The organism is Mesorhizobium sp. WSM4820, assembly GCF_055811075.1.
Genome location: NZ_JBVVQN010000017.1, coordinates 109,384 through 132,112, shown reverse-complemented (window position 1 = coordinate 132,112; position 22,729 = coordinate 109,384). Strand labels below are relative to the sequence as shown.

Genomic DNA, 22,729 nt, shown 5'->3' with positions numbered 1-22,729 from the left:
CGGTGCTCACGTACTGAAGTACGCTCCGCTCCGGTTCTCGAAACCAACCGTTTTCGACTCGGCCTGACCGGATTTCAGGGTGTCTCGAAAACGAAAGTCAGGGATATCACAATGGCTATTCTTCTGATTGCCGAACACGACAATGCGACGCTTTCCGACCAGACCGCCAAGGCGCTTTCGGCGGCACTGCAGATCGGCTCCGACGTGCATGTGCTGGTCGCCGGCAACGGCGCCAAGCCGGCAGCGGACGCCGCCGCCAAGCTCAAGGGCGTGAGCAAGGTGCTGCTTGCCGAAGCCGACGAGCTCACCGAGCGTCTCGCCGAACCGCTGGCGGCGCTCGTCGTCGGCATGGCCGATGCCTATGACACGATCGTCGCACCGGCGACCTCGTCGGGCAAGAATGTCGCGCCGCGCGTGGCGGCCCTGCTCGATGTCGCGCAGGTGTCGGAGATCATCGAGATTGTCTCGCCCGACACCTTCAAGCGGCCGATCTATGCCGGCAACGCCATCCAGACGGTTCAGTCAGGCGACGCCAAAAAGGTGATCACCGTGCGCACCGCCTCCTTCCAGGCTGCACCCGAGGGCGGTTCAGCCCCGGTCGAGACGGTTCAGGCAGCAGCCGATCCCGGCCTGTCGAGCTTTGTCGAGAACAGGCTTTCCGAGACCGACCGTCCGGAGCTGACTTCGGCCAGGATCATCATCTCGGGCGGCCGCGCGCTGGGCTCCTCGGAAAAGTTCCAGGAAGTCATCCTGCCGATCGCCGACAAGCTCGGCGCCGCCGTCGGCGCCTCTCGTGCCGCAGTCGATGCCGGCTATGCGCCGAACGACTGGCAGGTCGGCCAGACCGGCAAGGTGGTCGCACCCGATCTCTACATCGCCGTCGGCATCTCCGGCGCCATCCAGCATCTTGCCGGCATGAAGGATTCGAAGGTCATCGTCGCCATCAACAAGGACGAGGAGGCGCCGATCTTCCAGGTCGCCGACTACGGCCTCGTCGGCGACCTTTTCGTCATTCTGCCGGAACTGCAAAAGGCGCTTTGACGCCTTCTGCCAAAGCGTATTAAATTGTGAAGGGCGGGGTAGACGAAGTCGCCCCGCCCTTTTAGTTTGCACCGCACAAAAAGCAGGCCGCAAAGGCCATTTGACGGGATCGGTGTAATGAACAAGATCGAGACGATCGGCATCATCGGCGCGGGCCAGATGGGCGGCGGCATCGCCCATGTGTCCGCGCTGGCGGGCTACAAGGTGCTGGTTTACGACATCTCGCCCGAGCGCATCGAAAAGGGCATCGCCACGATCAGCGGCAACATGGCCCGCCAGGTCGGCTCCGGCAAGCTCGAGGAAAAGCTGCGCAACGAGGCGATGGCGCGCATTTCGTCAGCACCGACCATGGCCGACCTTGCCGGTGCCGATCTGGTGATCGAGGCAGCGACCGAGGACGAGACGGTCAAGCGCAAGATCTACGCCCAGCTCTGCCCGCAGCTCAATCCGGAAGCCATCTTGGCGACGAACACCTCGTCGATCTCGATCACGCGTCTCGCCGCGCAGACCGACAGGCCGGAGCGTTTCATCGGCATCCATTTCATGAATCCGGTTCCGGTGATGAAGCTGGTCGAACTGGTGCGCGGCATTGCCACCGAGGACCAGACCTTCGAAGCGGCAAAGGCCTATGTGAACCATCTCGAGAAGACGATCACCGTCTCGGAGGATTTTCCGGCCTTCATCGTCAACCGCATCCTGCTGCCGATGATCAACGAGGCGATCTACACGCTCTATGAAGGGGTCGGCTCGGTCGACGCGATCGACACCGCCATGCGGCTCGGCGCCAACCATCCCATGGGACCGCTGCAGCTTGCCGATTTCATCGGCCTCGACACCTGCCTGTCGATCATGCAGGTGTTGCATGACGGCCTGTCGGATTCGAAATACCGGCCCTGCCCGCTGCTGGTGAAATATGTCGAGGCCGGCTGGCTCGGCCGCAAGACCGGACGCGGCTTCTACGACTATCGCGGCGAGCATCCGGTTCCGACGCGCTGACGGGCGATACGAGCCAACGCGCGCGTCGCGCTGAGTGAAGACCATGCGGCTGTTCCGTCGACAGCTTCGTGACCGCGGATCGAAGACCGCATCGGGGCCGATCCCTGTCCGTTTGCTCGCCGGCCGCCGAAGCTCGATGGATTTGGCTCAGACCAGCCCGGCAGAGCGTTTCACGTAGAGCATTCTGCAGCCAAGTGGAACCACTTTGGCGTCGCACAAATGCGGCTAACTAAAACTGCGCTGGCTGGGTCGCAACCAGCCGCGTGCCGGGCCGGCAACATCACGCGGAGGCGCAACAAAGCGGCCTGTCCACGTGCCGCGGTCGACAAGGAGAGCGAAGGACTCCCCGCGATCGAACTTGCGGCTGATTACGCACGAAACAGTGCGTCCAAAGTCGGCGATTCCGCTGCGTCTGGAAAAAGAATGGCTGTCCTAAGATCAGAAAAGCCAAGGTGTTTCGCCAGCACGGCTTTTATGATCGACCGCACGTCCGTTGTCGCAGCCAAGTCCGTCCCGCCATGAAGCCGATCAGACGCGAGCCCGGGCCAACGGTTGCCGATCCAACTGCCCGTGATGGCGCCGCCCATCAACAATGTCACACTGGCTGTGCCGTGGTCCGTGCCACCCTCCTGGTTGGGTAGCACCGAGCGTCCGAACTCGGTGACCGCCAGGATCACCGTTTTTCGCCAGGCTGAACCGGATGCTCGGGCAAATGAGACGAGGCCGCGCGCAAGAGCATCCAAACTGCGCGCCAGCCTTCCGGACTCCCCGCCTTGCGCAACATGCGTATCGAAGCCGGCCAATTCGAGCATCGCTACCCGCGGGCCGCCCGGTGCAGAAAGAGCCAGGGCCGCGTTGCTCGCCGCATCGATGAATTGGGCCGCATCCGAGGCCGCGCGGTACTCAAGCAACCCTTCGCTACCCTGTAAGCCAGGTGCCCATGTGCCCTGCGCGCAACGACGAGCGATGTCGAGCCGAGGATTGGCCAATGCGAGATCGCATAGAAGGTCGATCGACCGGTCAACAGATCGGGGCCGCCACACCGAACACTGCCGGCGCGACAACGCGGACGCAGCCCGGCCAAGCCATCCGGACCCGCCGTCATCGATCTCGCCGTCGAACAGCGCCTTCTGGGCGGACGCGTGGGACCGGCCGACGCCCGGAACTGCCGTCGCGGGCACGATCGCGAGTTCACCGGCTGCAAAGTAAGGCATGAGTGGTGCGAGCGCGGGATGAAGCGCAAAAAGGCCGTCGAGCTTGAGCGCCTCCGCAACGCCGGAGCTTCCCAAGGGCACAGGTGTGCCGCGCACATTTGCGAAATGCGGGTCGCCATATGGCGGCACGGCGGCAAGCGCATCAAGCCCGCCGCGAAGATAGACGAGCAACAGGCGGGGATCGGCAGAGATGCCCGAGGCGCCCGCCGCTCGTACACCGCAGAACGCGGACGCCAAGACGAGACCTTGCAGGGCTGCTCTTCGAGTCAGTTGCATCGTGGACGCTCTGAACGAGGGTCAACCGGCGTTCCCCTGGCCTTGAACCCCAGACGGTCTGCGTCGGGAATGCGTTCGTTTTGTAGCTGATAACGGTATATCGTCTGACCAGGGGGAACAAGCAGGCCGGCCAGTGCGGGGGCTGCGAAGGAAGTACCCGAACAGACGTTCTGCCTGAGGTTTGCCCCTTTGCTCTTCCACAATGAAAGCACATTGACGCTCGGTTCCGAATAAGACGCGCCGAAAGCCCCTTCACGCCACAGCTTTTCGCACCAGCCGGTATTGCCGCCGCATTTCTCTTGATCAGCATTGACAATATATTCACTATCAGAAGCCGACACGCTGTATATCGCTCCCGTCTTGCTTCCCGCCGTGACTGGTGATGTGTATGGCGCAGTATTCGCAGGGAAGTATGACTGGACCCAAGGCCCTTCATCGTCGTCCTGAGCATTGCCCGCCGCTACCACGATGCGGACCTGGCGGTCGGCAATCTGGTAAATCAACGCATCGAGCTCTTTGAGATTCTCCATCTGGCTTCCACGTTTGGTACTCTCCAGAAACTTCGCGCCCCAACTCAGGTTCAAAATGTCTCCAGCGACCGCATGGTCAAGAACATATCTGAGCGCGAGATTTGGCCCTCCGAGAATTTTCGTCTTCCTGTTTCTGAAAGCCTTCACAATTTTAAGTGGAGCGTTGGGGCTAACGCCCATCAGGCCGCGTTGATTCGAGCGCTTTCCTCCGATGATCCCTGCGACCATCGTTCCGTGCCCGACCCTATCGGTGGCTCTTCTCACCGCAGCCTGGTCCGGAGTGTTCGGGTAAACGTACACCGGCTGACACGGACTACTCGTACAATCCGTAATTTCTTTGACATTAAGAAATCCCGCGAGAAACACATTAGCATCTACGCCGCTGTCGACTATCCATACGGTTGCTGCATCGCTTGGAGCGGCCTGAGGTGGTCCAACCACCCTGCAGACGTTCTCAGGAACGACATCATAGCTGACCTGGTTCATGACATCCGGCCCATCGCACGTCGCACCGTCGAATAGATCGACCTCAAAGGGGTCAGCTTCGCGGTACCCCTTTGAAATGAGCTTTTTAATTTCAGCTTCCGAGAAGGTTCCAGTGACCATGCTGATGCCCATATCAGGCATGTCGACCGCCTGCAGCTTGGCCCCACCTGAAATCGTTCTGTCTAGCGCACTGACATCGCGGTGGAACTCGTCGTTTCGTGTGATGTCAACGATGAAGGTCTTCTCGACCGCATCAATCTCGCTGAAATCCTCCTGGCCCGACGCTTCCTGTCCGATGATGCCCAGAACGACCAAGAGACTACCGAGCACGAATGCGCGAAATGGGCAAAGTATCATACCGCCCTCAAGTTATGTTACTACGCTTGGAATAACAGAATGCTCCTAACGCGGCTGTCTGTCCATTAAAACATACGACTGCATGTTGGGCTCTACTTGTGAGCCACACAAAATGCGTCTAGGCTATTTATACAGGCGACGGGAGTGGGCTATGCCCAAGGTAGCACTGAAGGACGGCCGGCAAGCGCAAGAGATCGGCGCGGCGATCATTGGGGCTTGGCTCAAGCTTTTGCCTGCTTCAGCAACCATCCTGACCATGGACGACCGAAACCCGCTAACGATCACTATTGATCGGGCGGCTTTTGCCGTTGGTAGCAATGTCAGGCTTCGGCGAGGATCCAACGCCGTTATCGAGGGAATCCGAGTGCGCTCCACAACGGTAACGGTGCAGCACTCACAAAAGTTGGTTCTAGAAGATTACGGCGGGCAGGACGTAAATTATACAGGCGACAGCCTGGAAAACGGTGAAGCCATCCCCGATGCCGCAGCTTATGCAGACTTGAAACGTGACCTCAAGATCGTGTTGGAAGATATTGTGGAAGACGGCGTGACGGTCGAAGTCCATCTGGACGGGCCTAAGTTGATCAACGTTGCGGTCCCCCGCCTTCCGGAAGACGTCCTGACTCGGGGCGACCTTATCGAGTATCTCCGCGAATATCACCGCTACGGCCAAGGCAGGCATTATCACGACGAGCTTGCCACCGCCGTTCTATTCGGCTGCCGCTAAGCCTACCTACTCCGGCAACCCTGCTTTCCGCATGCCCTTGAGCAGCAGGTTACGGTCCTCCTCCAGCCGGTAAGGTTCCTTGCTGGCGAACCGGACCGCCGAGAAGGACGGCGCGTCTTTCAGCACGACGGATACAAATGAGCCCGCCTCCGCGCTTCGCCCGAGCAGGGCATTCGCGGCAGCCAGATAGACGTTCACCCAGATCGGCATGGTCGACGAGCGGCTCAGCGCCACGACAGCCGGTTCGAAACGGTGGGTAACAAAGAGGGCAAGGCCGCGGAACGGCCAGAACCACGAAGGCTCGTAGAGAGGGTCGAGCACCTTAGCCCGTTCGAACCACTGCAATGCAGAGTCGGGCTCGCCGGCAAATGTGTAGTATGTCCCAAGATATGAGACCTGCTCGGGGTCATTCGGATTGAGTTCGAGAGTACGCGCGTAGAGCTGAGCTGCCACGTCGAAATCGCGGAGGTGGATGAGGATCCAACCCAGGATGTTGAGGCAGACAGGATCGTTGGGAGAAAGCAGGACGGCCTTCTTCGCCATCGCGTGGGCTTCATTGAGAACGGCGTCCGAAGGTCCCACGTCGCGAAACCACTCCAGCTGCTTGCAGTGGGCAAGCTTGGCGTAGGCACGTCCGTAGGTCGGATCGAGCTCAATGGCCCGCTCATACCACTGCCGGGCCTCCGCTTCCGCCGCAATATCGCCCAAGGGCAAGGCGTTGCCTTGAAGCACGCACTCGTAAGCCGCAAGGTTCGCCGGCGGTTTGCGGCGCGCTCTCTCGGCGCCTGCTGCCTTGAGGCGGCCGATGACAGTTCCGACGATCATTCTGACCAGTCCATCCTGAACGTCGAAGATGTCCTGCTCCTCGCCGTCGTAGTGCTCGGCCCACAGACAGTCCCCGGAGGCCGGGTCTACAAGCTCGCAGGAAATGCGAATTCGCCGCCCCATTCGGCGGATGGCCCCTTCGATGACGAAATCCACGTCGAAATCCGCAACAAGGGTGGCGAGGGGCACATCCTTGAGTCGCGCCGACGCGTGGTGGGACGCCACCCTCAGCTGCGTAAACCGTGTCAGCTCAGTGACGACGTCCTCGGTGAATCCATCGCTGAGATAGGGCTGTACGTCGCCCGCGCTCGTAAATGGGCGGATGAGTATCAAGGGCTTGTTCTGGCTTGCCGGGTGACCATCCGATCTCTGCGGTAGCCCTTTCGGCTTCTGAAACAGCGAATAGACGGGTACCGGGCGGGGAATATTCTTGAGGGGCTGTTCGCCTGCGTATTCATACGGCAACCGAAGCGCGTCGCGAACTTCTTCATGCACCTTGCCGGAAAGACATATGCCGCCAGGGCCGGCGATCTGTTCCAGACGCGCGGCTATGTTGACCCCGTCCCCAAATACGTCGCCCTCGGCATCGACTATGATATAGCCGAAATTGATGCCGATCCGGAGCGTGATTTCCCGGGAGGCCTGGCGGGCTAGCTGCTCCTGGACCTCCACTGCGGACCGGACTGCCCCGACAGCGCTCGGAAATTCGGCGAGGATGCCATCGCCGGCCGTCCTCACAACGCGTCCGTCATGCCGCTTGATCGTGGGGCCGATTTCGTCGCGCAACAGGCGCCTGACTAGCGCAAAGGTGCCTTCTTCGTCCCGGGCCATGAGCGACGAATAGCCGACCACGTCCGCGGCAAGGATGGCCGCCGCACGTCGCTGCAGATTGTTGTCACCCGCTTCCATCGGTACCTTGACAGGTAAGCTTCGTTGACGTGGAGGTCCATTAGCTGAAGCTTATCTTGCAGCAGTTTGCATCATTCTGTGATGCGTGTCAGCCTGTGCATGAGCGCCTGTACCGCAGTCAGAGGCATGAAATGGCGGGCCGAATGGAAAGTCGATAGTGCCGGACCACAATGCGCTGGAGGCAGGGGGCGGGACCTCCAGTCTGATCTACGGCCCAATTATGATCACCGATCCCACGCTTGGGTGTCCGGTCACTGTTGCGGCGGGCCGCGCCCGAGCGATACGCGAGGATGACCCAACTCCTCGGTTTGTGACGGGATGGGGCACGACCTTTGAAGAGGCGGCAGCCAGATGTCGGCACGAGGCCGACGAGACCTACTTCGCGCAGATGGCTCCAGAGGGACGCATCGTCCGGGGCCCCGCCAGCGAAATGCCCGGGCGCGTCGTCGAGCCGCCAAGGCTCATGCTTTTTAGCGAGGCGCAGTATCAGGGCCGGCTGCGGTGGAGCCGGCATGCCGAGGATCACACTATGATCCCGGTCCGGTGGAAGAGATCGCGGCCGCTCGACTGGATTCAAAGCGATCCGCGCTTCAGCACCAGCGTGGCATGGCTGCCAGCCGGATTGTGCTTTCTCGGCTACCCGAACACTGGAGCGGCCGGACTTGCACTGGCCGACTCGAATGGTGTAGCCGCTGGATCGAGCCTCCAGGACGCGGCCGTGCGCGGCTTCTGCGAAGTCGTCGAGCGCGACGCAACGGCAATATGGTGGTATAATCGCTTAGTTTTGCCGCGGATCGACCTGCCGTCGCTCGGCGATGGACTGGTGTCGCAATACGCGCGTTGGCTGCAGTCACAGGATCGCAAATTGCATCTGCTGCACCTCACGCTCGACGTGCCGGTCCCCATTGTCGCTGCCATTTCTCATGACTTCAAAGGAGGTGAAGTCGCCCTCGGCTTCGCCGCCGGCCGATCTACGCTGGAGGCGGCTCGACGTGCAGTGGGCGAGCTTGCAGAGTGCGAGGCAAATCTCGCTCTGCTGAGGGCCGCCGTCTTCTCTGGGACAGCGAAATTCAGCTCGCGGGCGGGACGACTCTACCGTTGGCATCTGGAGGCCACTATTCACCAGCCGCACTTGTCTGGCGGTCCCCCAGTTCAGGCATCGTCAAACGCGTTGCAACTTGATTGGCAATCCTGTGTCGAAATGGCCTGCGTGCGGCAACTCGAGATCTTCGCGATCGACCTGACGGTTGACACGCCTCCGGTTATACGAGTGTTCGTGCCGGGACTTCGCCATACCAAGCCAAGATTCGACGGCGGAAGGCTCTATGATGTCCCTCTGCAACTGGATCTGAAGCCCGAGGTAACCGTGGTCCTGTTTGGCGAGCCCTTTCCCTTCTGATCCACGTCGGCCGGGCAGCTTCAACGGAAAGAGCTTGGAGGTTCGGCGGGGCAGTACGGTCGGTCAGGGAACGTCAGCAACGGTCCGACTCGCTTTGACGACTACTCTTGGCGCAACGTGGACCTACAGGGTACGTCTGCGGTTGGGCAGTGGCGGCGGCTCGAAGGGCCGAGATTAGGCGCAATGCCGTCATGCACGGCTCCGTCTGCGAGTCTGCTTCGGGTCGGGGTTGCCGTAGAAGTTCTCCGAACGAAAGGCCGCGACGGGTCGAACTAGATCGTTCAGAATGAACGAGTTTTGACGTTAGAGCACCACGCTCTCCCATCGCGTGCGGTCCCTACCAGCGCACGAAAAGCCGCCCGCCGAGCGCGCCGAGCGTGGCGAGGATGGCAATCGCGATCGTATACCAGGTGGCAACGAAAAGCGGCGAATCGTCGAAGCAGTGTGCGGCATAGAAAGTTGCCGCCAGCCCGCCGGCGAGCAGGCCCGCCACGGCTCCGGCAAGCACCGGCCGCGTCGGCGCGCCATAGCGCAGCACCGCCAGGAAGACGGCAAGCGGACCGATGCCGATCAGCGGAATGAAGGTCAGGCAGATAAGCATGTTGCTGCCGACCAGCCGCCTGCCCCAGTCGGCCGCAGGCACCAAAAGGAGTTCCAGACCGACCGCCACGGCCACCAGCAGTGGTGCGGCAATCATCCAGGCCGCCGCCCTGCCCGTCGCTGCACTGGGTGTCGACAGGGCGCGGATCAAGGCGAAGGCGCTGGCCGCCAGAGCCATCGTGAACACAAACTTGGCAACGAAACGCGTCGTATACATGGCGGTGGCGATGTCAGTGCGTGGGCCGACCGCCAGCCAGAACATGACCGCCGCGATCAGCGTAGCCGCACCTGCGCCTATCCACCAGGCCGCGCCAAGCGGCGTCGCCGTGCTGCGGGCATCGGCGTCGAGCGCCTTGATGAGATCGTCGGTCCTCATGTCATTCCCGCCTGAACCCTCTGGCCCCGAACCCTCTGGCCCCGAACCGTTTGGCAATGGCTGCGAGACCGCGATGCAACGACACGCGCACCGCAGTCTCGCTGATGCCGAACCTCACTGCCGTCTCGCCGATGGAACGGCCTTCGACCGACACCGACGAAACCACCGAACGCTGCGCCGGCGGCAGGCCGTCCAGGGCCCGATTGATGTCGCGCTCGCTGACCGTCTCGGCCTCCGGTTCGGCGAAGGTTTCTGCGATCTCGTCGATCTCGATCTCGATGCGCCGGCCGCGCCGTCGGAAGGCGTCGATCAGCTTGAAGCGCGCTATTGCGTACACCCAGGGCAGCACAGGCAAATCCTGGCGCCAGGTATGCCGCTTCACATGAATGGCCAGCAAGGTTTCCTGCACGACATCCTCGGGATCGACCCCGCCCTGAACGATCTTGCGCCTGATGAAGCCGCGAACCAGAGCAGCCGTCCGGCGCAGAAAGTCGGCGTAAGCCCTTTCATCTCCGGCGATCGCGGCCCGCATCAGCCGGGAAAGCTCGGCCTCGTCCTTGCCGGTCACAAGAGTTCACTCCCCGATAGTTCGCGCCTCGGCGCTGTTTTGTTACGTGGCCGGCGAAATAATGTCCAAGCCAAAGTAAGGAATATCACGAAGGTTTCACCTCCGTCGCCGATTACGCAGCTCACCAATGTTGACTACACCGATCAGGAATTGATAGTGCAGCCATGCTAAGCCAAAACCATCGCGATCGAGCGGGATGACGTCCATGAAACATGCTCTTTCCGTCCTTGTCGGAGCCACAGCACTTGCAATCAGCCTGGTCGCCAGCCCGGTTATGGCCCAGGACAGCGGCATCGTCGTCTACAATGCCCAGCATGAGAGCCTGACCAATGCCTGGGTGGAAGGTTTCACCAAGGAAACCGGCATCAAGGTCACCGTTCGCCACGGCGGCGACAGCGATTTTTCCAACCAGATCGTTGCCGAAGGCGCCGCCTCGCCGGCCGACGTGTTCCTGACGGAAAACTCACCCGCCATGGTGCTGGTCGAGTCATCAGGCCTGTTCGCGCCGGTCGACGCCGACACGCTGGCGCAGATTCCCAAGGAGTACCAGCCGGCCAGCGGCAAGTGGGTGGGCATCGCCGCGCGCAGCACCGTCTTTGCTTACAACAAGACCAAGCTGACCGCCGAGCAGTTGCCCAAGTCGCTGCTTGGACTCGCCGATCCGAGCTGGAAGGGACGCTGGGCCGCTTCGCCGTCAGGCGCCGATTTCCAGGCGATCGTCAGCGCGCTTTTGCAGCTTAGGGGTGAGACCGCAACGGCCGACTGGCTGAAGGCGATGAAGGAGAACTTCACCGCCTACAAAGGCAACAGCACGGTGATGAAGGCGGTCAATGCCGGCGAGGTCGATGGCGGCGTGATCTATCACTATTATTACTACGGCGACCAGGCCAAGACCGGCGAGAACAGCAAGAACGTCGGGCTGCACTATTTCAAGAACCAGGATCCGGGCGCCTTCGTCTCGGTTTCCGGCGGGGGCGTGCTGGCCTCCAGCAAGCACCCGAAGGAAGCCCAGGCCTTCCTGAAATGGGTGACCGGCAAGGGTGGTCAGGACGTGCTGAAGACCGGCAATTCCTTCGAATACGCGGTCGGCAAGGGCGCGGAGTCCAATCCGGCGCTGGTGCCGCTGGCCGATCTGCAGGCGCCGAAGGTCGACGCGACGACGCTGAACTCCAGGAAGGTGACCGACCTGATGACGGCAGCCGGCTTGCTTTAGTTCGCGTTCGTCCTAAAACGGCAGCCGACTGCGCTCCTGCGGGAATTCGCTTCCGCAGGAGCGCTCTGTTTTTCGAGGTGGCATTCGTCCATGACGACAAGCTGCGTTTTTGGCCGTGTTTGCGGCTCTGCGATCGTTTCCGCCACCGGGCGGCAACGGCTCGGCGTCTGAGCTGATGCTGCCTGCGGCCGACCTTGCACGTTCAGGCTTGCCGACCGGCATGGTGGCTGTGCATTGGAGGCGCCGGCGGCCGATATCCTGGATTTCGCTCGCCGCCATCCTGGTCTCACTGTTCTCGCTGCTGCCGCTCGCCTTCATCATCTGGATTGCCGTGCAGACCGGCTGGGACACCGTATCGGCACTGGTCTTCCGGCCACGTGTCGGCGAGCTCCTGGTCAACACCCTGCTTTTGGTGGTGCTGGCGGTGCCGATCTGCATCGTGCTCTCGGTGGCGCTGGCCTGGCTGACCGAACGCAGCAGCCTTCCCGGTGCCCGGTTGTGGGCCTGGCTGTCGGTGGCGCCGCTCGCCATCCCCGCCTTCGTCCACAGCTACGCCTGGATTACCCTGGTGCCGGGACTGCACGGGCTGTGGGCCGGCGTACTGGTTTCCGTCGTCGCCTATTTCCCGTTCCTCTATCTGCCGGTGGCGGCAGCCTTGCGCCGGCTCGATCCTGCTCTCGAAGATGCCGCGGCAGCCGTCGGCCTCGGGCCATGGCGCGTGTTCCGGCGGGTCGTGCTGCCGCAACTCAGGCTCGCCGTCTGCGGCGGCTCGCTGCTGGTCGGCCTGCATCTCCTGGCCGAGTACGGCCTCTACGTGTTCATCCGCTTCGATACCTTCACGACGGCGATAGTCGACCAGTTCCAGTCGACCTTCAACGGCCCCGCCGCCAACATGCTGGCTGCGGTGCTGGTGACATGCTGTTTCGTGCTGCTCGGGATCGAAGTGCTGGTGCGCGGCGAGGAGCGCTATGCCCGCGTCGGCTCGGGCGCCGCGCGGCAGCAGCAACGCACAAGGCTCGGCCGCGCCACCATCCCGTGCTTGGCTCTGCCCGTCGTCACCGCGCTGCTGGCGCTTGGCGTGCCGTTCGTCACCATCGGCCGCTGGCTTGTGGCCGGCGGCGCCGATGTCTGGCGCCTCGATGAGATCGGCCTGGCGCTCGGCCAGACCCTGTTCCTGGCGCTCGCCGGCGCCGTGCTCGCCACAATCGCCGCCATGCCGATGGCCTGGATCTCGATCCGCGCACCGGGGCCGCTGCAGCGCCTTCTGGAGGGCTGCAACTACATCGTCGGCTCGCTGCCAGGCGTCGTCGTGGCGCTGGCACTGGTCACCATCACGGTACGCATCGCTCTGCCGCTCTATCAGACCCTGTTCACGATCCTCGTTGCCTATGCGTTGATGTTCCTGCCGCGCGCCCTGATCAGCCTGCGCGCGTCGATCGCGCAGGCGCCGGTCGAGCTCGAGCGCGCCGCCGCCAGTCTCGGCCGGTCACCGCTCAGGGCGCTGTGGTCGACGACGATCCGCCTGTCGGCGCCGGGGGCCGCGGCGGGCATGGCGCTGGTGGCGCTCGGCATCATGAACGAATTGACCGCCACCCAGATGCTGGCGCCCAACGGCACCCGCACGCTGGCGATGGCGTTCTGGGCCCACAGCGGCGAGATCGACTATGCGTCCGCCGCACCCTATGCGCTCATCATGGTGGCGATGTCGCTGCCGCTGACCTGGCTGCTCTACGTCCAGTCGAAGCGGATGGCCGGGCGATGAGCTTCCTCGAACTCACCGATGTGCACAAGCACTACGGCCCGGTGGCCGCACTGGCCGGCGTCGACCTCAGCGTGGCCAGCGGCAGTCGCACGGCGATCGTCGGGCCGTCCGGCTGCGGCAAGACGACCCTGCTGCGGTTGATCGCCGGCTTCGAAGCGCCGGACCAGGGTCGCATCGTGCTCGACGGCGAGGTGCTGGCCAATGGCGGCGCTGCCGTGCCGGCATATCGGCGCGGCATCGGCGTGGTGGCGCAGGACGGCGCCCTGTTCCCGCATCTGAGCATCGCCGCCAATATCGGTTTCGGCATGCAGCATCACCAGGACAAGCGCAGCGAGCGTATCGCCGAGCTCGCCTATATCGTCGGGCTCGACAAGGCGATCCTGAAACGGCGGCCGCACGAGCTCTCAGGCGGCCAGCAGCAGCGTGTGGCGCTGGCCCGCGCCATGGCCATGAAGCCGCGGCTGATGCTGCTCGACGAACCGTTCTCGGCGCTCGATACCGGCCTGCGCGCCTCGATGCGCAAGGCGGTGGCCGAGCTTCTGGAGGCCGCCGGCATCACCACGATCCTGGTCACGCACGACCAGGCCGAGGCGCTGTCCTTTGCCAGCCAGGTCGCGGTGATGCGCGACGGCAAATTCTCGCAGGTCGGCACGCCGCGCGAGCTTTATCTCAAGCCGAAGGACCGGATGGTCGCCGAATTCCTCGGCGACGCCATCATCCTGCCGGCCACGATCGCGGACGGCTTCGCCAGCTCGCCTCTCGGCCGCATCGCCGTCGACAGCACCGATCGGCGCGATCTCGTCCGCATCATGCTGCGGCCGGAACAGGTGCTGTTGAAGCGGACATCGCGCGAAGGTATGTCGGGCACGCCGGACATGCTGTTCGGCGAGGTGACGGAATCCGAATTCGCCGGCTCGATGTGCACCATCGCGGTGCGGCTCTTGAACAGTCCCGATCCGCCGGACGCAGCCGCGATCGGCAACACGCCACTGGTCATGCGCAAGCCAGGCATGGACACACCGGTGGTTGGCGAGATCGTCCGACTGACGGTGTCGGGCAAGGCGCATGTGTTTGCCTGAACGCTCGGGTAGCGCGCCGATCAGGCCGACAGGCCGGCTTCAATCGACCCGCTTGCCGGCCTGATCGAACCAGTGCAGCTTTTCGGCAATGGCCACGACACGCAACTGGTCGCCGGGCTTTGCGGTGGCGCGCCCTGAGACGCGCACGATGATACGGCTGCCGGCTGCGGCGCAGTGAAGAAAGCTTTCGGCCCCGACCGGCTCGACCGCTTCGACTGCCGCCGGCAGGACGAGCGCACCGGGCAGCGCCTCCGCATTGAAGGTGACGTCGGCATCTTCAGGGCGAAACCCCAGCGTCACGGCTTGCGTTCCGGGAGCCGCAAAGCCGATCGCGGTGCCGTCACCCAGTATCGGGCCTGAGGAACTTCCGGTCAGCGCCAGGAGGTTCATCGGCGGCGCGCCGATGAAGGAAGCGACGAAGATCGAGGCCGGCTTTTCGTAGACGTCGAGCGGCGCGCCGGTTTGCTCGACCAGTCCGGCGTTCATGACAACAAGGATGTCGGCCAGCGTCATCGCCTCGAGCTGGTCGTGGGTGACATAGACCGAGGTGACGCCGAGCGTGCGCTGCAAGTTCTTGATCTCGACCCGCATCTGCCCGCGCAATTTGGCATCGAGATTGCTGAGCGGCTCGTCGAACAGGAAGACTTTCGGATTGCGCACGATGGCGCGGCCCATGGCGACACGCTGGCGCTGGCCGCCGGAAAGCTCGCGCGGCCGCCGGTCGAGCAGCGCCGAAAGCTCCAGCACCTTGGCGGTCGAACGCACCCTGCTGTCGATCTCGTCCTTCGGCGTGCCGCGATTGCGCAGGCCATAGGCCATGTTGTCATAGACTTTCATATGCGGGTAAAGCGCGTAGTTCTGGAACACCATGGCGATGTCGCGCTCGGTCGGGCCGATGGCGTTGACCACCTTGCCGTCGATGGCGACTGTGCCGGCGGAAATGGTCTCCAACCCGGCGATCATCCTCAGCAGCGTCGACTTGCCGCAACCGGAGGGGCCGACCAGCACGCAAAGCTCCTTGTCGGGAATGGCGATGGAGACCCCCTTCACGGCTTCGACGCCGCTGGGATAGACCTTCTTCACGTCCTTCAGATCGACGGTCGCCATCAGCTTCTCACTTTTCGGATTCGACCAGGCCGCGCACGAACCAGCGTTGCATCAGCACCACCACCAGGATCGGCGGCACGATGGCCAGCATCGCGGTGACCATGACCAGGTGCCATTCGGTATCGGCATCGGCAAAGGAAACCATCTTTCTCAACGCGATGACGATGGTGTTCATGTCGTTGCTGTTGGTGACCAGCAGCGGCCAAAGATACTGCGTCCAGCCGTAGATGAAGAGGATCACGAACAGCGCCGCGATGTTGGTGCGCGACAATGGCAACAGGATATCGAAGAAGAAGCGCCATGGCCCGGCGCCGTCGACGCGCGCCGCCTCGACCAATTCGCCCGGTATGGTCATGAAGAACTGGCGGAACAGCAGCGTCGCGGTGGCCGAGGCGATCAGCGGGATGATCAGGCCGGCATAGGTGTCGATCATGCCGAGATCGACCATCACCTTGTAGGTCGGAAGGATGCGCACTTCCACCGGAAGCATCAAGGTGATGAAGATCAGCCAGAAGAAGGTCATGCGCAGGGGAAAGCGGAAGAACACGATCGCATAGGCCGACAGGATCGAGATGCAGATCTTTCCCACCGCAACGCCGAGCGCCATGATCGTGGTGCTGAGGAGCAGTTGGCCGACGCTGACACCGCCGATGCGGCCAATGCCGCCGAACAGCGCCTCGCTGTAGTTGTTCCAGAGCTGGCCGCCGGGCAAGAGCGGCAGCGGCGGCCTGAGGATGGTTTGCAGCGTGTGCGTCGAGGCAACGAACGTGTAGTAGATCGGGAAAGCCACGATCAATATGCCGAGGATCAGCACGGCATGGGCGATGAAAGTGCGGAGCGGGGACTGGCCGATCATCGCTGCCCTCAACCGTAGTGGACTTTGCGTTCCACGTAGCGGAACTGGATGGCGGTGAGCGCAATGACGATCGCCATCAGGATGACCGACTGCGCCGCCGAGTCGCCCAGGACCAGATTGACGAAGCCGTCATTGTAGACCTTGTAGACCAGCGTCTCGGTCGCCTTGCCCGGCCCGCCGCCGGTGACGGCATGAACGATGCCGAACGTGTCGAACAGGGCATAGACGGTGTTGACGACCAGCAGGAAAAAGGTGGTCGGCGCGAGCAGCGGGAAGACGATGGTCCAGAAGCGCTTGGTCTCGCCGGCGCCGTCCATGGCCGCCGCCTCGATCAGCGTTTTCGGCACTGCCTGCAGACCGGCGACGAAGAACAGGAAATTGTAGCTGATCTGCTTCCAGGCAGCCGCCGACACAAGCAGGATCATGGCGTGGGTTCCGTTGAGCAGCGGATCCCATGCGATGCCGAGGCTTCTCAGCAAATACGCCAACGAGCCGATCGAAGGATTGAACAGAAACAGCCACAGCATGCCGGCAATCGCCGGCGCCACGGCATAAGGCCATATCAACAGCGTGCGGTAGAGGCCTTTGCCGCGCACCGCCTTCTCGGCCATGACCGCAAGCAAAAGCGCCACGCACATCGCGACGATCGCGGTCGCAAGCGAGAACACCACGGTGACCTTGATCGAATTGAGGTAGGCCGGATCGGCCAGCACCTTGCGGAAATTGGCAAACCAGACGAACCTGGTCCTCAGCCCGAACGGATCCTGCCTGAGCATCGACTGGTAAAGCGCCTGACCAGCCGGCCAGTAGAAGAAAACCAGTGTTATGGCGAGTTGCGGCGCCACCAGCAGGTAGGGCAGGATCTTGTTGGGAAAGACGACGCGGGGAGACAGGCTGATTTCCTTCGCTATCTCGGGGACGCCCACGCGAGCTCGCGTGGGCGATATTCAAACAGACACCAACCGAGATAATCCCGTCAGTTCTCCAGCGCTTCCTTGATTGCGGCGTTGCCGCGCGTGACCGCGTTATCAAGCGCCTGCTGAGCGGTTTGCTGGCCGGCCAGCATCTTCTCGAACTCCTCGTTCTGGATATCGCGCACCTGCGGCAAGTTCGGCAGGCGCACGCCCTTCGAGTTGTCGGTCGGCGCCTTGCCCGTCATCTGCAGGATGGGTGTCTCACGGCCGGGGTTCTTGTCATAGAAGCCCGATTTCTTGGTCGCCTCGTAGGCAGCGAGCGTCACCGGCAGGTATCCCGACTTCTGGTGCAGATATTCCTGCACATCGGTCTTGGACAGGTAGGCGAAGAATGCCGCAACGCCCTTGTATTGCTCGTCCGACTTGGCGCCGAACACCCACAGGCTGGCGCCGCCCGGCGTGGTGTTCTGCGGTGCGCCCTTGGCGTCGCTGTCGTAGGGAAGCTGGCCGATGCCATAGTTCATGCCGGACTTGACGATGTCGCCGAGGCCGCCCGACGATTCGGTGAAGATGCCGCATTCGCCGGCGAGGAAGATCTGCTTGGCTTCGGAGGTACGCCCGCCATATTTGAATGTGCCGTCCTTGGCGAGGTCTGCGAGCGCCTGGAAGTGGTTGACGAAAATCGGCGCGTTGATCTTGAGTTCGACATCACCGCCGGCCAGACCGTTCTGCTGGGTCGCCCACGACACATCATTCCACGCCGCAAAATTCTCCAGATGGATCCAGGTCAGCCAGGTCGAGGTATAGCCACAAGGGGCGGCGCCGCTCGTCTTGATCTTCTTGGCGGCTTCCCACACCTCGTTCCAGGTCTTGGGCGGGTTGTTCACGTCGAGGCCGGCCTTCTGGAAGATATCCTTGTTGTAATAGAGGATCGGCGAGGAGGAGTTGTAGGGAAAGGACAGCATGGTGCCGTCCGGCTTCGAATAATAGCCGACGATACCGGGCAGGTACTGGCTCTTGTCGAAGGTCATCCCGGCACCGGTCATCACCTCGGCCACCGGCTTGATCGCACCCTCGGCCGCCATCATCACGCCGGTGCCGACGTCGAACACCTGGAGGATGTCGGGCGCCTGGCCAGCGCGGAAAGCGGCGATGCCGGCGTTCAGCGTCTCCGGATAGGTGCCCTTGAACACCGGAACCAGCTCATAGTCGCTCTGGCTGCCGTTGAAATCCTTGGAGATCTTGCCGACGACCTCGGCGTTGGCGCCGGTCATGGCGTGCCACCAGCTGATCTGCGTGACGGCGAAGGCGGAGGTGGTGGAAAGCAGGGTCAAGGTGGCGGCGACACCGGCCGCGAAGCCGAAGAACTTCATGTTTCATCTCCCGTTTGTCATTGGCGAAAGGGGCACTCTCGCAAAGCCAATATGTGCCGCCCGTGACAATTGGACAACGGTTTTGTTGCGGACCGATGAACTTGATTTCCACTTAAAGTGGCGTGCGCTTCGAGATGAGAGCCGATGGAAAGCAATTGAAAAGCCGGCTTACCAATCGAACAACGATGACGACCGGCAATCGCCGGCGCCTCCTAAAGAGCGCACTATTGCGCGACATGCGTTAGTCCGACTTGCCGAGCGCCGTCTCGACCAGCCGCCTGGCGTCGGGGCTCGACCATTCGGCCGGGCCGTTCATGTGGGCAATCAGGCAGCCTTCCGAGTCGATCAGCGTGGTGACCGGCAGGCCGAGCGCCAGGCCGCGTGTCTTGAGATCGTTGAACAGCGCCATCGTCGAATCACGGTAGTAGCCGAGCGCCTTGACGCCGGTCTCCTCGAGGAACTTCTTCGGTTTAGCGTCGTCGCCGGCATCGACATTGACCGCGACGACCTCGAAAGCATCGCTGCCCATTTCGTTCTGCAGCGCGTCGAGCGCCGGCATTTCGGCGCGGCAAGGCGCGCACCATGTCGCCCACAGATTGAGCAGCACCGTCTTGCCGGCATGGTCGGCGAGCGTCATCGGCTTGCCGTCGGGGCTGTTGAAGGCAAGACCCTTCAGCGATTGCGGCGGATCGGCCGGCAAAAGTGCTGCAACCTGGCCGGTGGCAGCCGCCGCGACCGTCTTGGCGCGGTCGGCCTTGGCGGCGCAGGCGACATCGTCCTTGCTGTCGCCAACGGCGACTTGAGCGGGGGCGTTGTTGCCAGAACCGCTTTCGCTGACATATACCGCGACCGCGCCGGCAAGCACGCCTGCCACCAAAGCGGCGAGGATGAGGCGCGGGGCCGGGAAAAATCGATTGCCGTCTGCCATTTTTAAAACTGCTCCGGAAGCACGGGTTATAGCGATGAGCGACAAGAAGGCCAGCAACCAGATGTGGGGCGGACGTTTTGCCTCGGGTCCGGCCGCGATCATGGAAGCGATCAACGCGTCGATCTCGTTCGACCGCAAACTCTACGCGCAGGATATCAGAGGCTCGATCGCCCACAGCGAGATGCTGGCGCAAACCGGCATTATTTCGGCGGCCGATCAAGAAAAAATCGCTCACGGGCTGAACACGATCCTGGCAGAAATCGAAGCCGGCACGTTCGAGTTCTCGACCAGGCTGGAAGACATCCACATGAATGTCGAGGCCCGCCTTGCCGAGCTGATCGGCCCGGCTGCCGGCCGCCTGCATACCGCCCGTTCGCGCAACGACCAGGTGGCGGTCGATCTCAGGCTATGGGTCAAGGACGAGTGCTTTCGCGTCGCCGAGGCGCTGAAGGGCCTGATTACGGCGTTCCTGGAGCGGGCCGAGGAGCATGCGGCAACGGTAATGCCGGGCTTCACCCACATGCAGGCGGCGCAGCCGGTAACCTTCGGCCATCACTGCATGGCCTATGTCGAGATGTTTTCGCGCGACCTGTCGCGTGTTCGCGACGCGATCGAACGGATGGACCAAAGCCCGCTCGGTGCGGCCGCGCTTGCCGGCACCAGCTTTCCGATCGACCGGCACCAGACGGCCAGGGCGCTCGGCTTCCGTGAGCCGATGCGCAATTCCCTCGACAGCGTTTCGGACCGCGATTTCGCGCTCGAGTTTTTGGGGCTGGCGGCGATCTGCGCGACGCATCTGTCGCGGCTAGCCGAAGAAATCATCATCTGGTCGACGCCGCAATTCGGCTTCGTCAGGCTGTCGGACTCATTCTCCACCGGCTCCTCGATCATGCCGCAGAAAAAGAACCCCGACGCCGCCGAGCTGGTGCGCGGCAAGACCGGCCGCGTCACCGGCCATCTGGTCGGCCTGCTGACTGTCATGAAGGGCATGCCGCTGACCTACGGCAAGGACATGCAGGAAGACAAGGAATCCGTGTTCGACGCCGCCGAGACGCTCGACCTGATGCTGGCGGCGATGACCGGCATGGTGCGCGACATGACGGTGAATGCCGCCGCCATGAGGAAGGCCGCCGGGTCAGGCTATGCGACCGCGACCGATCTCGCCGACTGGCTGGTGCGCAGCCTCGGCCTGCCGTTCCGCGAGGCGCATCATGTCACCGGCCGCGCGGTAGCGCTGGCCGAAGAGAAGAAGATCGGGCTCGACAGGCTGCCGCTGGAAGACTTGCAATCCATTCACCCCGGCATCACGGCGGACGTGTTTTCCGTGCTTGCCGTGCAGAACTCGGTGAAGAGCCGCACGAGCTTCGGCGGCACCGCGCCATCGGAAGTGAGGAAGCAGATCCGCTACTGGAAAAAGCGCATTGCGAGGGCGTGATGCTCGTGCGGTGAATCCGAAATTCGCATCACGTTGGAGCAGCGCGGCGAGCGAATTTCGGATTCAAAAGCCGCACGAGTAATTCAATGAATTCTAGTGTGGTTTTTGGATTTGAAGTTCCTCAACGCGAATGCCGTCAATGCCGGGAACTTCAAATCCACCACACTAGGTGCAATGCCGGAAAAACTCGGCTAAAAGCGGCGGGCAAAAGTTTCGGACGGATGGATCGATGACCGCAAGCAGGATTTTGGTGACGCTGACGCTGCTGGCGGCGCTGGCATCCGTAACGGCCTGCGGCAGGAAAGCCGGGCTCGATACGCCCTATGAGGCGGCCGTGCAGGCGCGCAAGGATGCCCAAAAGGCAGAGCAGCCCGTGCCGCCGGAGCCGGAAAAACCGGTCGAGGACAAGAAGTTCATTCTCGACCCGTTGATCTAGAGCCGATGAGATCGGCCGATCTCATCGTGCTCCAACTTCCGGAACCACTCTCGTGAACCATTTCGACTACCGCGACGGCGTGCTGCATGCCGAGGACGTGGCGATATCAGAGATCGCCGCAAGCGTCGGCACGCCGTTCTATTGCTATTCGACGGCGACGCTGACCAGGCATTTCCGCGTGTTTGCGCAGGCCTTTGCCGGGCTCGACGCGCTGGTCTGCTACGCCATGAAGGCGAATTCCAACCAGGCTGTGCTAAAAATCCTGGCCAAACTCGGCGCCGGCGCCGACGTGGTCTCGGAAGGCGAACTGCGCCGCGCGCTGGCCGCCGGCATTCCGGCCAACAAGATCCTGTTTTCCGGCGTTGGCAAGACCGCGCGCGAAATGGATCTTGCGCTCTCGGCCGGCATTTTGTGCTTCAACGTCGAATCCGAGCCGGAACTGGAATTGCTGTCGACCCGCGCCGCGGCGCTGGGCAAGGTGGCGCCGATCTCGCTGCGCATCAATCCGGATGTCGACGCCATGACCCACAAGAAGATCTCCACCGGCAGGGCCGAGAACAAGTTCGGCATTCCCTGGCAGAAGGCGCGAAAGGTCTATGCCCGCGCAGCTGAGCTGCCTGGCATCAAGGTCACCGGCATCGACACGCATATCGGCAGCCAGATCACCGAATTGCAGCCCTTCGACGACGCCTTTGCGCTGCTGGTGGAGTTGGTCGGCGTGCTGCGCGCCGACGGGCACGCCATCGAGCATATCGACCTCGGCGGCGGCCTCGGCATTCCCTACCGCGTCGACAATAGCCCGCCTCCCCTGCCGGACGCTTATGCTCAGATCGTCAAGAAGCACGTCGCCAAGCTCGGGCTGAAGGTGATGTTCGAGCCGGGCCGGCTTATATCAGGCAATGCCGGCATCCTGGTCTCCCAGGTGATCTTCGTGAAGGAGGGCGACGCCAAGAATTTCCTGGTCGTCGACGCCGCGATGAACGATCTGATCCGGCCGACGCTCTATGACGCCTTCCATGACATCAAGCCGGTGGTGCAGCAGCCGGCCGCGGGGCCGCGCATGACGGTCGACGTGGTCGGCCCGGTCTGCGAGACCGGCGATTATCTCGGCCTCGACCGCGACCTGCCGCGGCTGAAGGCCGGCGACCTGATCGCCGTCGCCACCGCCGGCGCCTATGGCGCGGTGCAGGCCGGCACCTACAACACCAGGCCGCTGGTGCCTGAAGTGCTGGTCGACGGCGACCGTTTCCATGTCGTGCGCCGGCGCCAGACCTATGACGAGCTGATCGGCCTGGATTCGCTTCCTGATTGGCTGGAATAGA

Annotated in this window: 20 protein-coding genes; 10 read left to right on the top strand and 10 right to left on the bottom strand. The window is 62.6% G+C overall.

Annotated features, from left to right (window positions below; translation table 11 throughout):
• Positions 1-111: 111 nt before the first annotated feature.
• Positions 112-1,041 (top strand): electron transfer flavoprotein subunit alpha/FixB family protein, encoded by a 930-nt coding sequence (locus tag AC0L2R_RS25145; protein WP_473512167.1) that lies wholly within the window; start codon positions 112-114, stop codon positions 1,039-1,041.
• Positions 1,042-1,158: 117 nt separating this feature from the next.
• On the top strand, positions 1,159-2,037 hold the full coding sequence (locus AC0L2R_RS25140) for a 3-hydroxybutyryl-CoA dehydrogenase (RefSeq protein ID WP_023797239.1): 879 nt from the start codon (positions 1,159-1,161) through the stop codon (positions 2,035-2,037).
• Between the two features lie 368 nt (positions 2,038-2,405).
• On the opposite strand, the gene AC0L2R_RS25135 is transcribed toward AC0L2R_RS25140, so the two are convergent.
• The gene (locus AC0L2R_RS25135; RefSeq protein WP_473512166.1) at positions 2,406-3,527 is read right to left on the bottom strand and encodes a DUF1501 domain-containing protein; all 1,122 of its coding nucleotides are present in this window, start codon (positions 3,525-3,527) and stop codon (positions 2,406-2,408) included.
• Complete coding sequence (locus tag AC0L2R_RS25130) at positions 3,518-4,858, bottom strand: S8 family peptidase (protein ID WP_473512165.1); 1,341 nt, start codon at positions 4,856-4,858, stop codon at positions 3,518-3,520. The genes AC0L2R_RS25135 and AC0L2R_RS25130 overlap by 10 nt, the downstream gene beginning before the upstream one ends.
• 193 nt (positions 4,859-5,051) lie before the next feature.
• On the opposite strand from AC0L2R_RS25130, the gene AC0L2R_RS25125 reads away from it, so the two are divergent.
• The gene (locus tag AC0L2R_RS25125; protein ID WP_473512163.1) at positions 5,052-5,627 is read left to right on the top strand and encodes a hypothetical protein; all 576 of its coding nucleotides are present in this window, start codon (positions 5,052-5,054) and stop codon (positions 5,625-5,627) included.
• A 6-nt stretch (positions 5,628-5,633) separates the two neighbouring features.
• Here AC0L2R_RS25125 and AC0L2R_RS25120 read toward each other — a convergent pair whose 3' ends face one another.
• Positions 5,634-7,361 (bottom strand): adenylate/guanylate cyclase domain-containing protein, encoded by a 1,728-nt coding sequence (locus tag AC0L2R_RS25120; protein ID WP_473512162.1) that lies wholly within the window; start codon positions 7,359-7,361, stop codon positions 5,634-5,636.
• Positions 7,362-7,518: 157 nt separating this feature from the next.
• On the opposite strand from AC0L2R_RS25120, the gene AC0L2R_RS25115 reads away from it, so the two are divergent.
• On the top strand, positions 7,519-8,760 hold the full coding sequence (locus tag AC0L2R_RS25115; protein WP_473512161.1) for a YcaO-like family protein: 1,242 nt from the start codon (positions 7,519-7,521) through the stop codon (positions 8,758-8,760).
• Positions 8,761-9,097: 337 nt separating this feature from the next.
• Here the strand turns inward: AC0L2R_RS25115 and AC0L2R_RS25110 are convergent, their stop codons facing one another.
• Both AC0L2R_RS25110 and AC0L2R_RS25105 read right to left on the bottom strand, forming a co-directional pair.
• Positions 9,098-9,736: an NrsF family protein gene (locus AC0L2R_RS25110; RefSeq protein ID WP_473512160.1), complete on the bottom strand. Its 639-nt coding sequence runs from the start codon at positions 9,734-9,736 to the stop codon at positions 9,098-9,100.
• A gap of 1 nt (position 9,737) precedes the next feature.
• Positions 9,738-10,304 (bottom strand): sigma-70 family RNA polymerase sigma factor, encoded by a 567-nt coding sequence (locus tag AC0L2R_RS25105; protein WP_473512159.1) that lies wholly within the window; start codon positions 10,302-10,304, stop codon positions 9,738-9,740.
• A gap of 205 nt (positions 10,305-10,509) precedes the next feature.
• Here AC0L2R_RS25105 and AC0L2R_RS25100 point away from each other — a divergent pair, with 205 nt between their 5' ends.
• The 3 genes from AC0L2R_RS25100 to AC0L2R_RS25090 all read left to right on the top strand — a co-directional run bounded on the left by AC0L2R_RS25100 (position 10,510) and on the right by AC0L2R_RS25090 (position 14,358).
• Entirely contained in the window at positions 10,510-11,517 is a 1,008-nt protein-coding gene (locus AC0L2R_RS25100; protein ID WP_473512157.1) for an iron ABC transporter substrate-binding protein, read from the top strand.
• 175 nt (positions 11,518-11,692) lie between these two features.
• Positions 11,693-13,279, top strand: coding sequence for an ABC transporter permease (locus tag AC0L2R_RS25095; RefSeq protein ID WP_473512155.1), 1,587 nt, complete (start codon positions 11,693-11,695; stop codon positions 13,277-13,279).
• Positions 13,276-14,358 (top strand): ABC transporter ATP-binding protein, encoded by a 1,083-nt coding sequence (locus AC0L2R_RS25090; protein WP_473512154.1) that lies wholly within the window; start codon positions 13,276-13,278, stop codon positions 14,356-14,358. Before AC0L2R_RS25095 ends, AC0L2R_RS25090 begins: the two co-directional genes overlap by 4 nt.
• Before the next feature lie 39 nt (positions 14,359-14,397).
• Here AC0L2R_RS25090 and AC0L2R_RS25085 read toward each other — a convergent pair whose 3' ends face one another.
• From AC0L2R_RS25085 to tlpA, 5 genes are all read right to left on the bottom strand, one after another.
• Positions 14,398-15,465, bottom strand: a complete 1,068-nt coding sequence (locus AC0L2R_RS25085; protein WP_473512152.1) for a sn-glycerol-3-phosphate import ATP-binding protein UgpC — start codon at positions 15,463-15,465, stop codon at positions 14,398-14,400.
• A 7-nt stretch (positions 15,466-15,472) separates the two neighbouring features.
• A complete protein-coding gene (gene ugpE / locus AC0L2R_RS25080; RefSeq protein WP_473512151.1) occupies positions 15,473-16,321 on the bottom strand; it encodes a sn-glycerol-3-phosphate ABC transporter permease UgpE in 849 nt (282 codons plus the stop codon).
• 8 nt (positions 16,322-16,329) lie between these two features.
• A complete protein-coding gene (ugpA, locus tag AC0L2R_RS25075; protein ID WP_473512183.1) occupies positions 16,330-17,214 on the bottom strand; it encodes a sn-glycerol-3-phosphate ABC transporter permease UgpA in 885 nt (294 codons plus the stop codon).
• Between the two features lie 83 nt (positions 17,215-17,297).
• Positions 17,298-18,608, bottom strand: a complete 1,311-nt coding sequence (ugpB, locus tag AC0L2R_RS25070) for a sn-glycerol-3-phosphate ABC transporter substrate-binding protein UgpB (protein ID WP_473512150.1) — start codon at positions 18,606-18,608, stop codon at positions 17,298-17,300.
• Between the two features lie 241 nt (positions 18,609-18,849).
• Positions 18,850-19,536, bottom strand: a complete 687-nt coding sequence (tlpA, locus tag AC0L2R_RS25065; protein ID WP_473512149.1) for a thiol:disulfide interchange protein TlpA — start codon at positions 19,534-19,536, stop codon at positions 18,850-18,852.
• 34 nt (positions 19,537-19,570) lie between these two features.
• Here tlpA and argH point away from each other — a divergent pair, with 34 nt between their 5' ends.
• The 3 genes from argH to lysA all read left to right on the top strand — a co-directional run bounded on the left by argH (position 19,571) and on the right by lysA (position 22,728).
• A complete protein-coding gene (gene argH / locus AC0L2R_RS25060; RefSeq protein WP_473512147.1) occupies positions 19,571-20,971 on the top strand; it encodes an argininosuccinate lyase in 1,401 nt (466 codons plus the stop codon).
• Positions 20,972-21,200: 229 nt separating this feature from the next.
• Positions 21,201-21,407, top strand: a complete 207-nt coding sequence (locus tag AC0L2R_RS25055; protein WP_473493850.1) for a hypothetical protein — start codon at positions 21,201-21,203, stop codon at positions 21,405-21,407.
• Positions 21,408-21,459: 52 nt separating this feature from the next.
• On the top strand, positions 21,460-22,728 hold the full coding sequence (lysA, locus tag AC0L2R_RS25050; RefSeq protein WP_473512146.1) for a diaminopimelate decarboxylase: 1,269 nt from the start codon (positions 21,460-21,462) through the stop codon (positions 22,726-22,728).
• The last annotated feature ends 1 nt before the right edge of the window (position 22,729 follow it).

Coding starts and splice junctions, on each gene's coding strand:
- AC0L2R_RS25095 (WP_473512155.1), top strand. CDS start 11,693: ATGCTGCCTGCGGCCGACCTTGCACGTTCAGGCTTGCCGACCGGCATG.
- argH (WP_473512147.1), top strand. CDS start 19,571: ATGAGCGACAAGAAGGCCAGCAACCAGATGTGGGGCGGACGTTTTGCC.
- AC0L2R_RS25090 (WP_473512154.1), top strand. CDS start 13,276: ATGAGCTTCCTCGAACTCACCGATGTGCACAAGCACTACGGCCCGGTG.
- AC0L2R_RS25145 (WP_473512167.1), top strand. CDS start 112: ATGGCTATTCTTCTGATTGCCGAACACGACAATGCGACGCTTTCCGAC.
- AC0L2R_RS25110 (WP_473512160.1), bottom strand. CDS start 9,736: ATGAGGACCGACGATCTCATCAAGGCGCTCGACGCCGATGCCCGCAGC.
- AC0L2R_RS25120 (WP_473512162.1), bottom strand. CDS start 7,361: ATGGAAGCGGGTGACAACAATCTGCAGCGACGTGCGGCGGCCATCCTT.
- AC0L2R_RS25100 (WP_473512157.1), top strand. CDS start 10,510: ATGAAACATGCTCTTTCCGTCCTTGTCGGAGCCACAGCACTTGCAATC.
- AC0L2R_RS25055 (WP_473493850.1), top strand. CDS start 21,201: ATGACCGCAAGCAGGATTTTGGTGACGCTGACGCTGCTGGCGGCGCTG.
- AC0L2R_RS25135 (WP_473512166.1), bottom strand. CDS start 3,527: ATGCAACTGACTCGAAGAGCAGCCCTGCAAGGTCTCGTCTTGGCGTCC.
- ugpB (WP_473512150.1), bottom strand. CDS start 18,608: ATGAAGTTCTTCGGCTTCGCGGCCGGTGTCGCCGCCACCTTGACCCTG.
- tlpA (WP_473512149.1), bottom strand. CDS start 19,536: ATGGCAGACGGCAATCGATTTTTCCCGGCCCCGCGCCTCATCCTCGCC.
- AC0L2R_RS25085 (WP_473512152.1), bottom strand. CDS start 15,465: ATGGCGACCGTCGATCTGAAGGACGTGAAGAAGGTCTATCCCAGCGGC.
- ugpE (WP_473512151.1), bottom strand. CDS start 16,321: ATGATCGGCCAGTCCCCGCTCCGCACTTTCATCGCCCATGCCGTGCTG.
- AC0L2R_RS25140 (WP_023797239.1), top strand. CDS start 1,159: ATGAACAAGATCGAGACGATCGGCATCATCGGCGCGGGCCAGATGGGC.
- AC0L2R_RS25125 (WP_473512163.1), top strand. CDS start 5,052: ATGCCCAAGGTAGCACTGAAGGACGGCCGGCAAGCGCAAGAGATCGGC.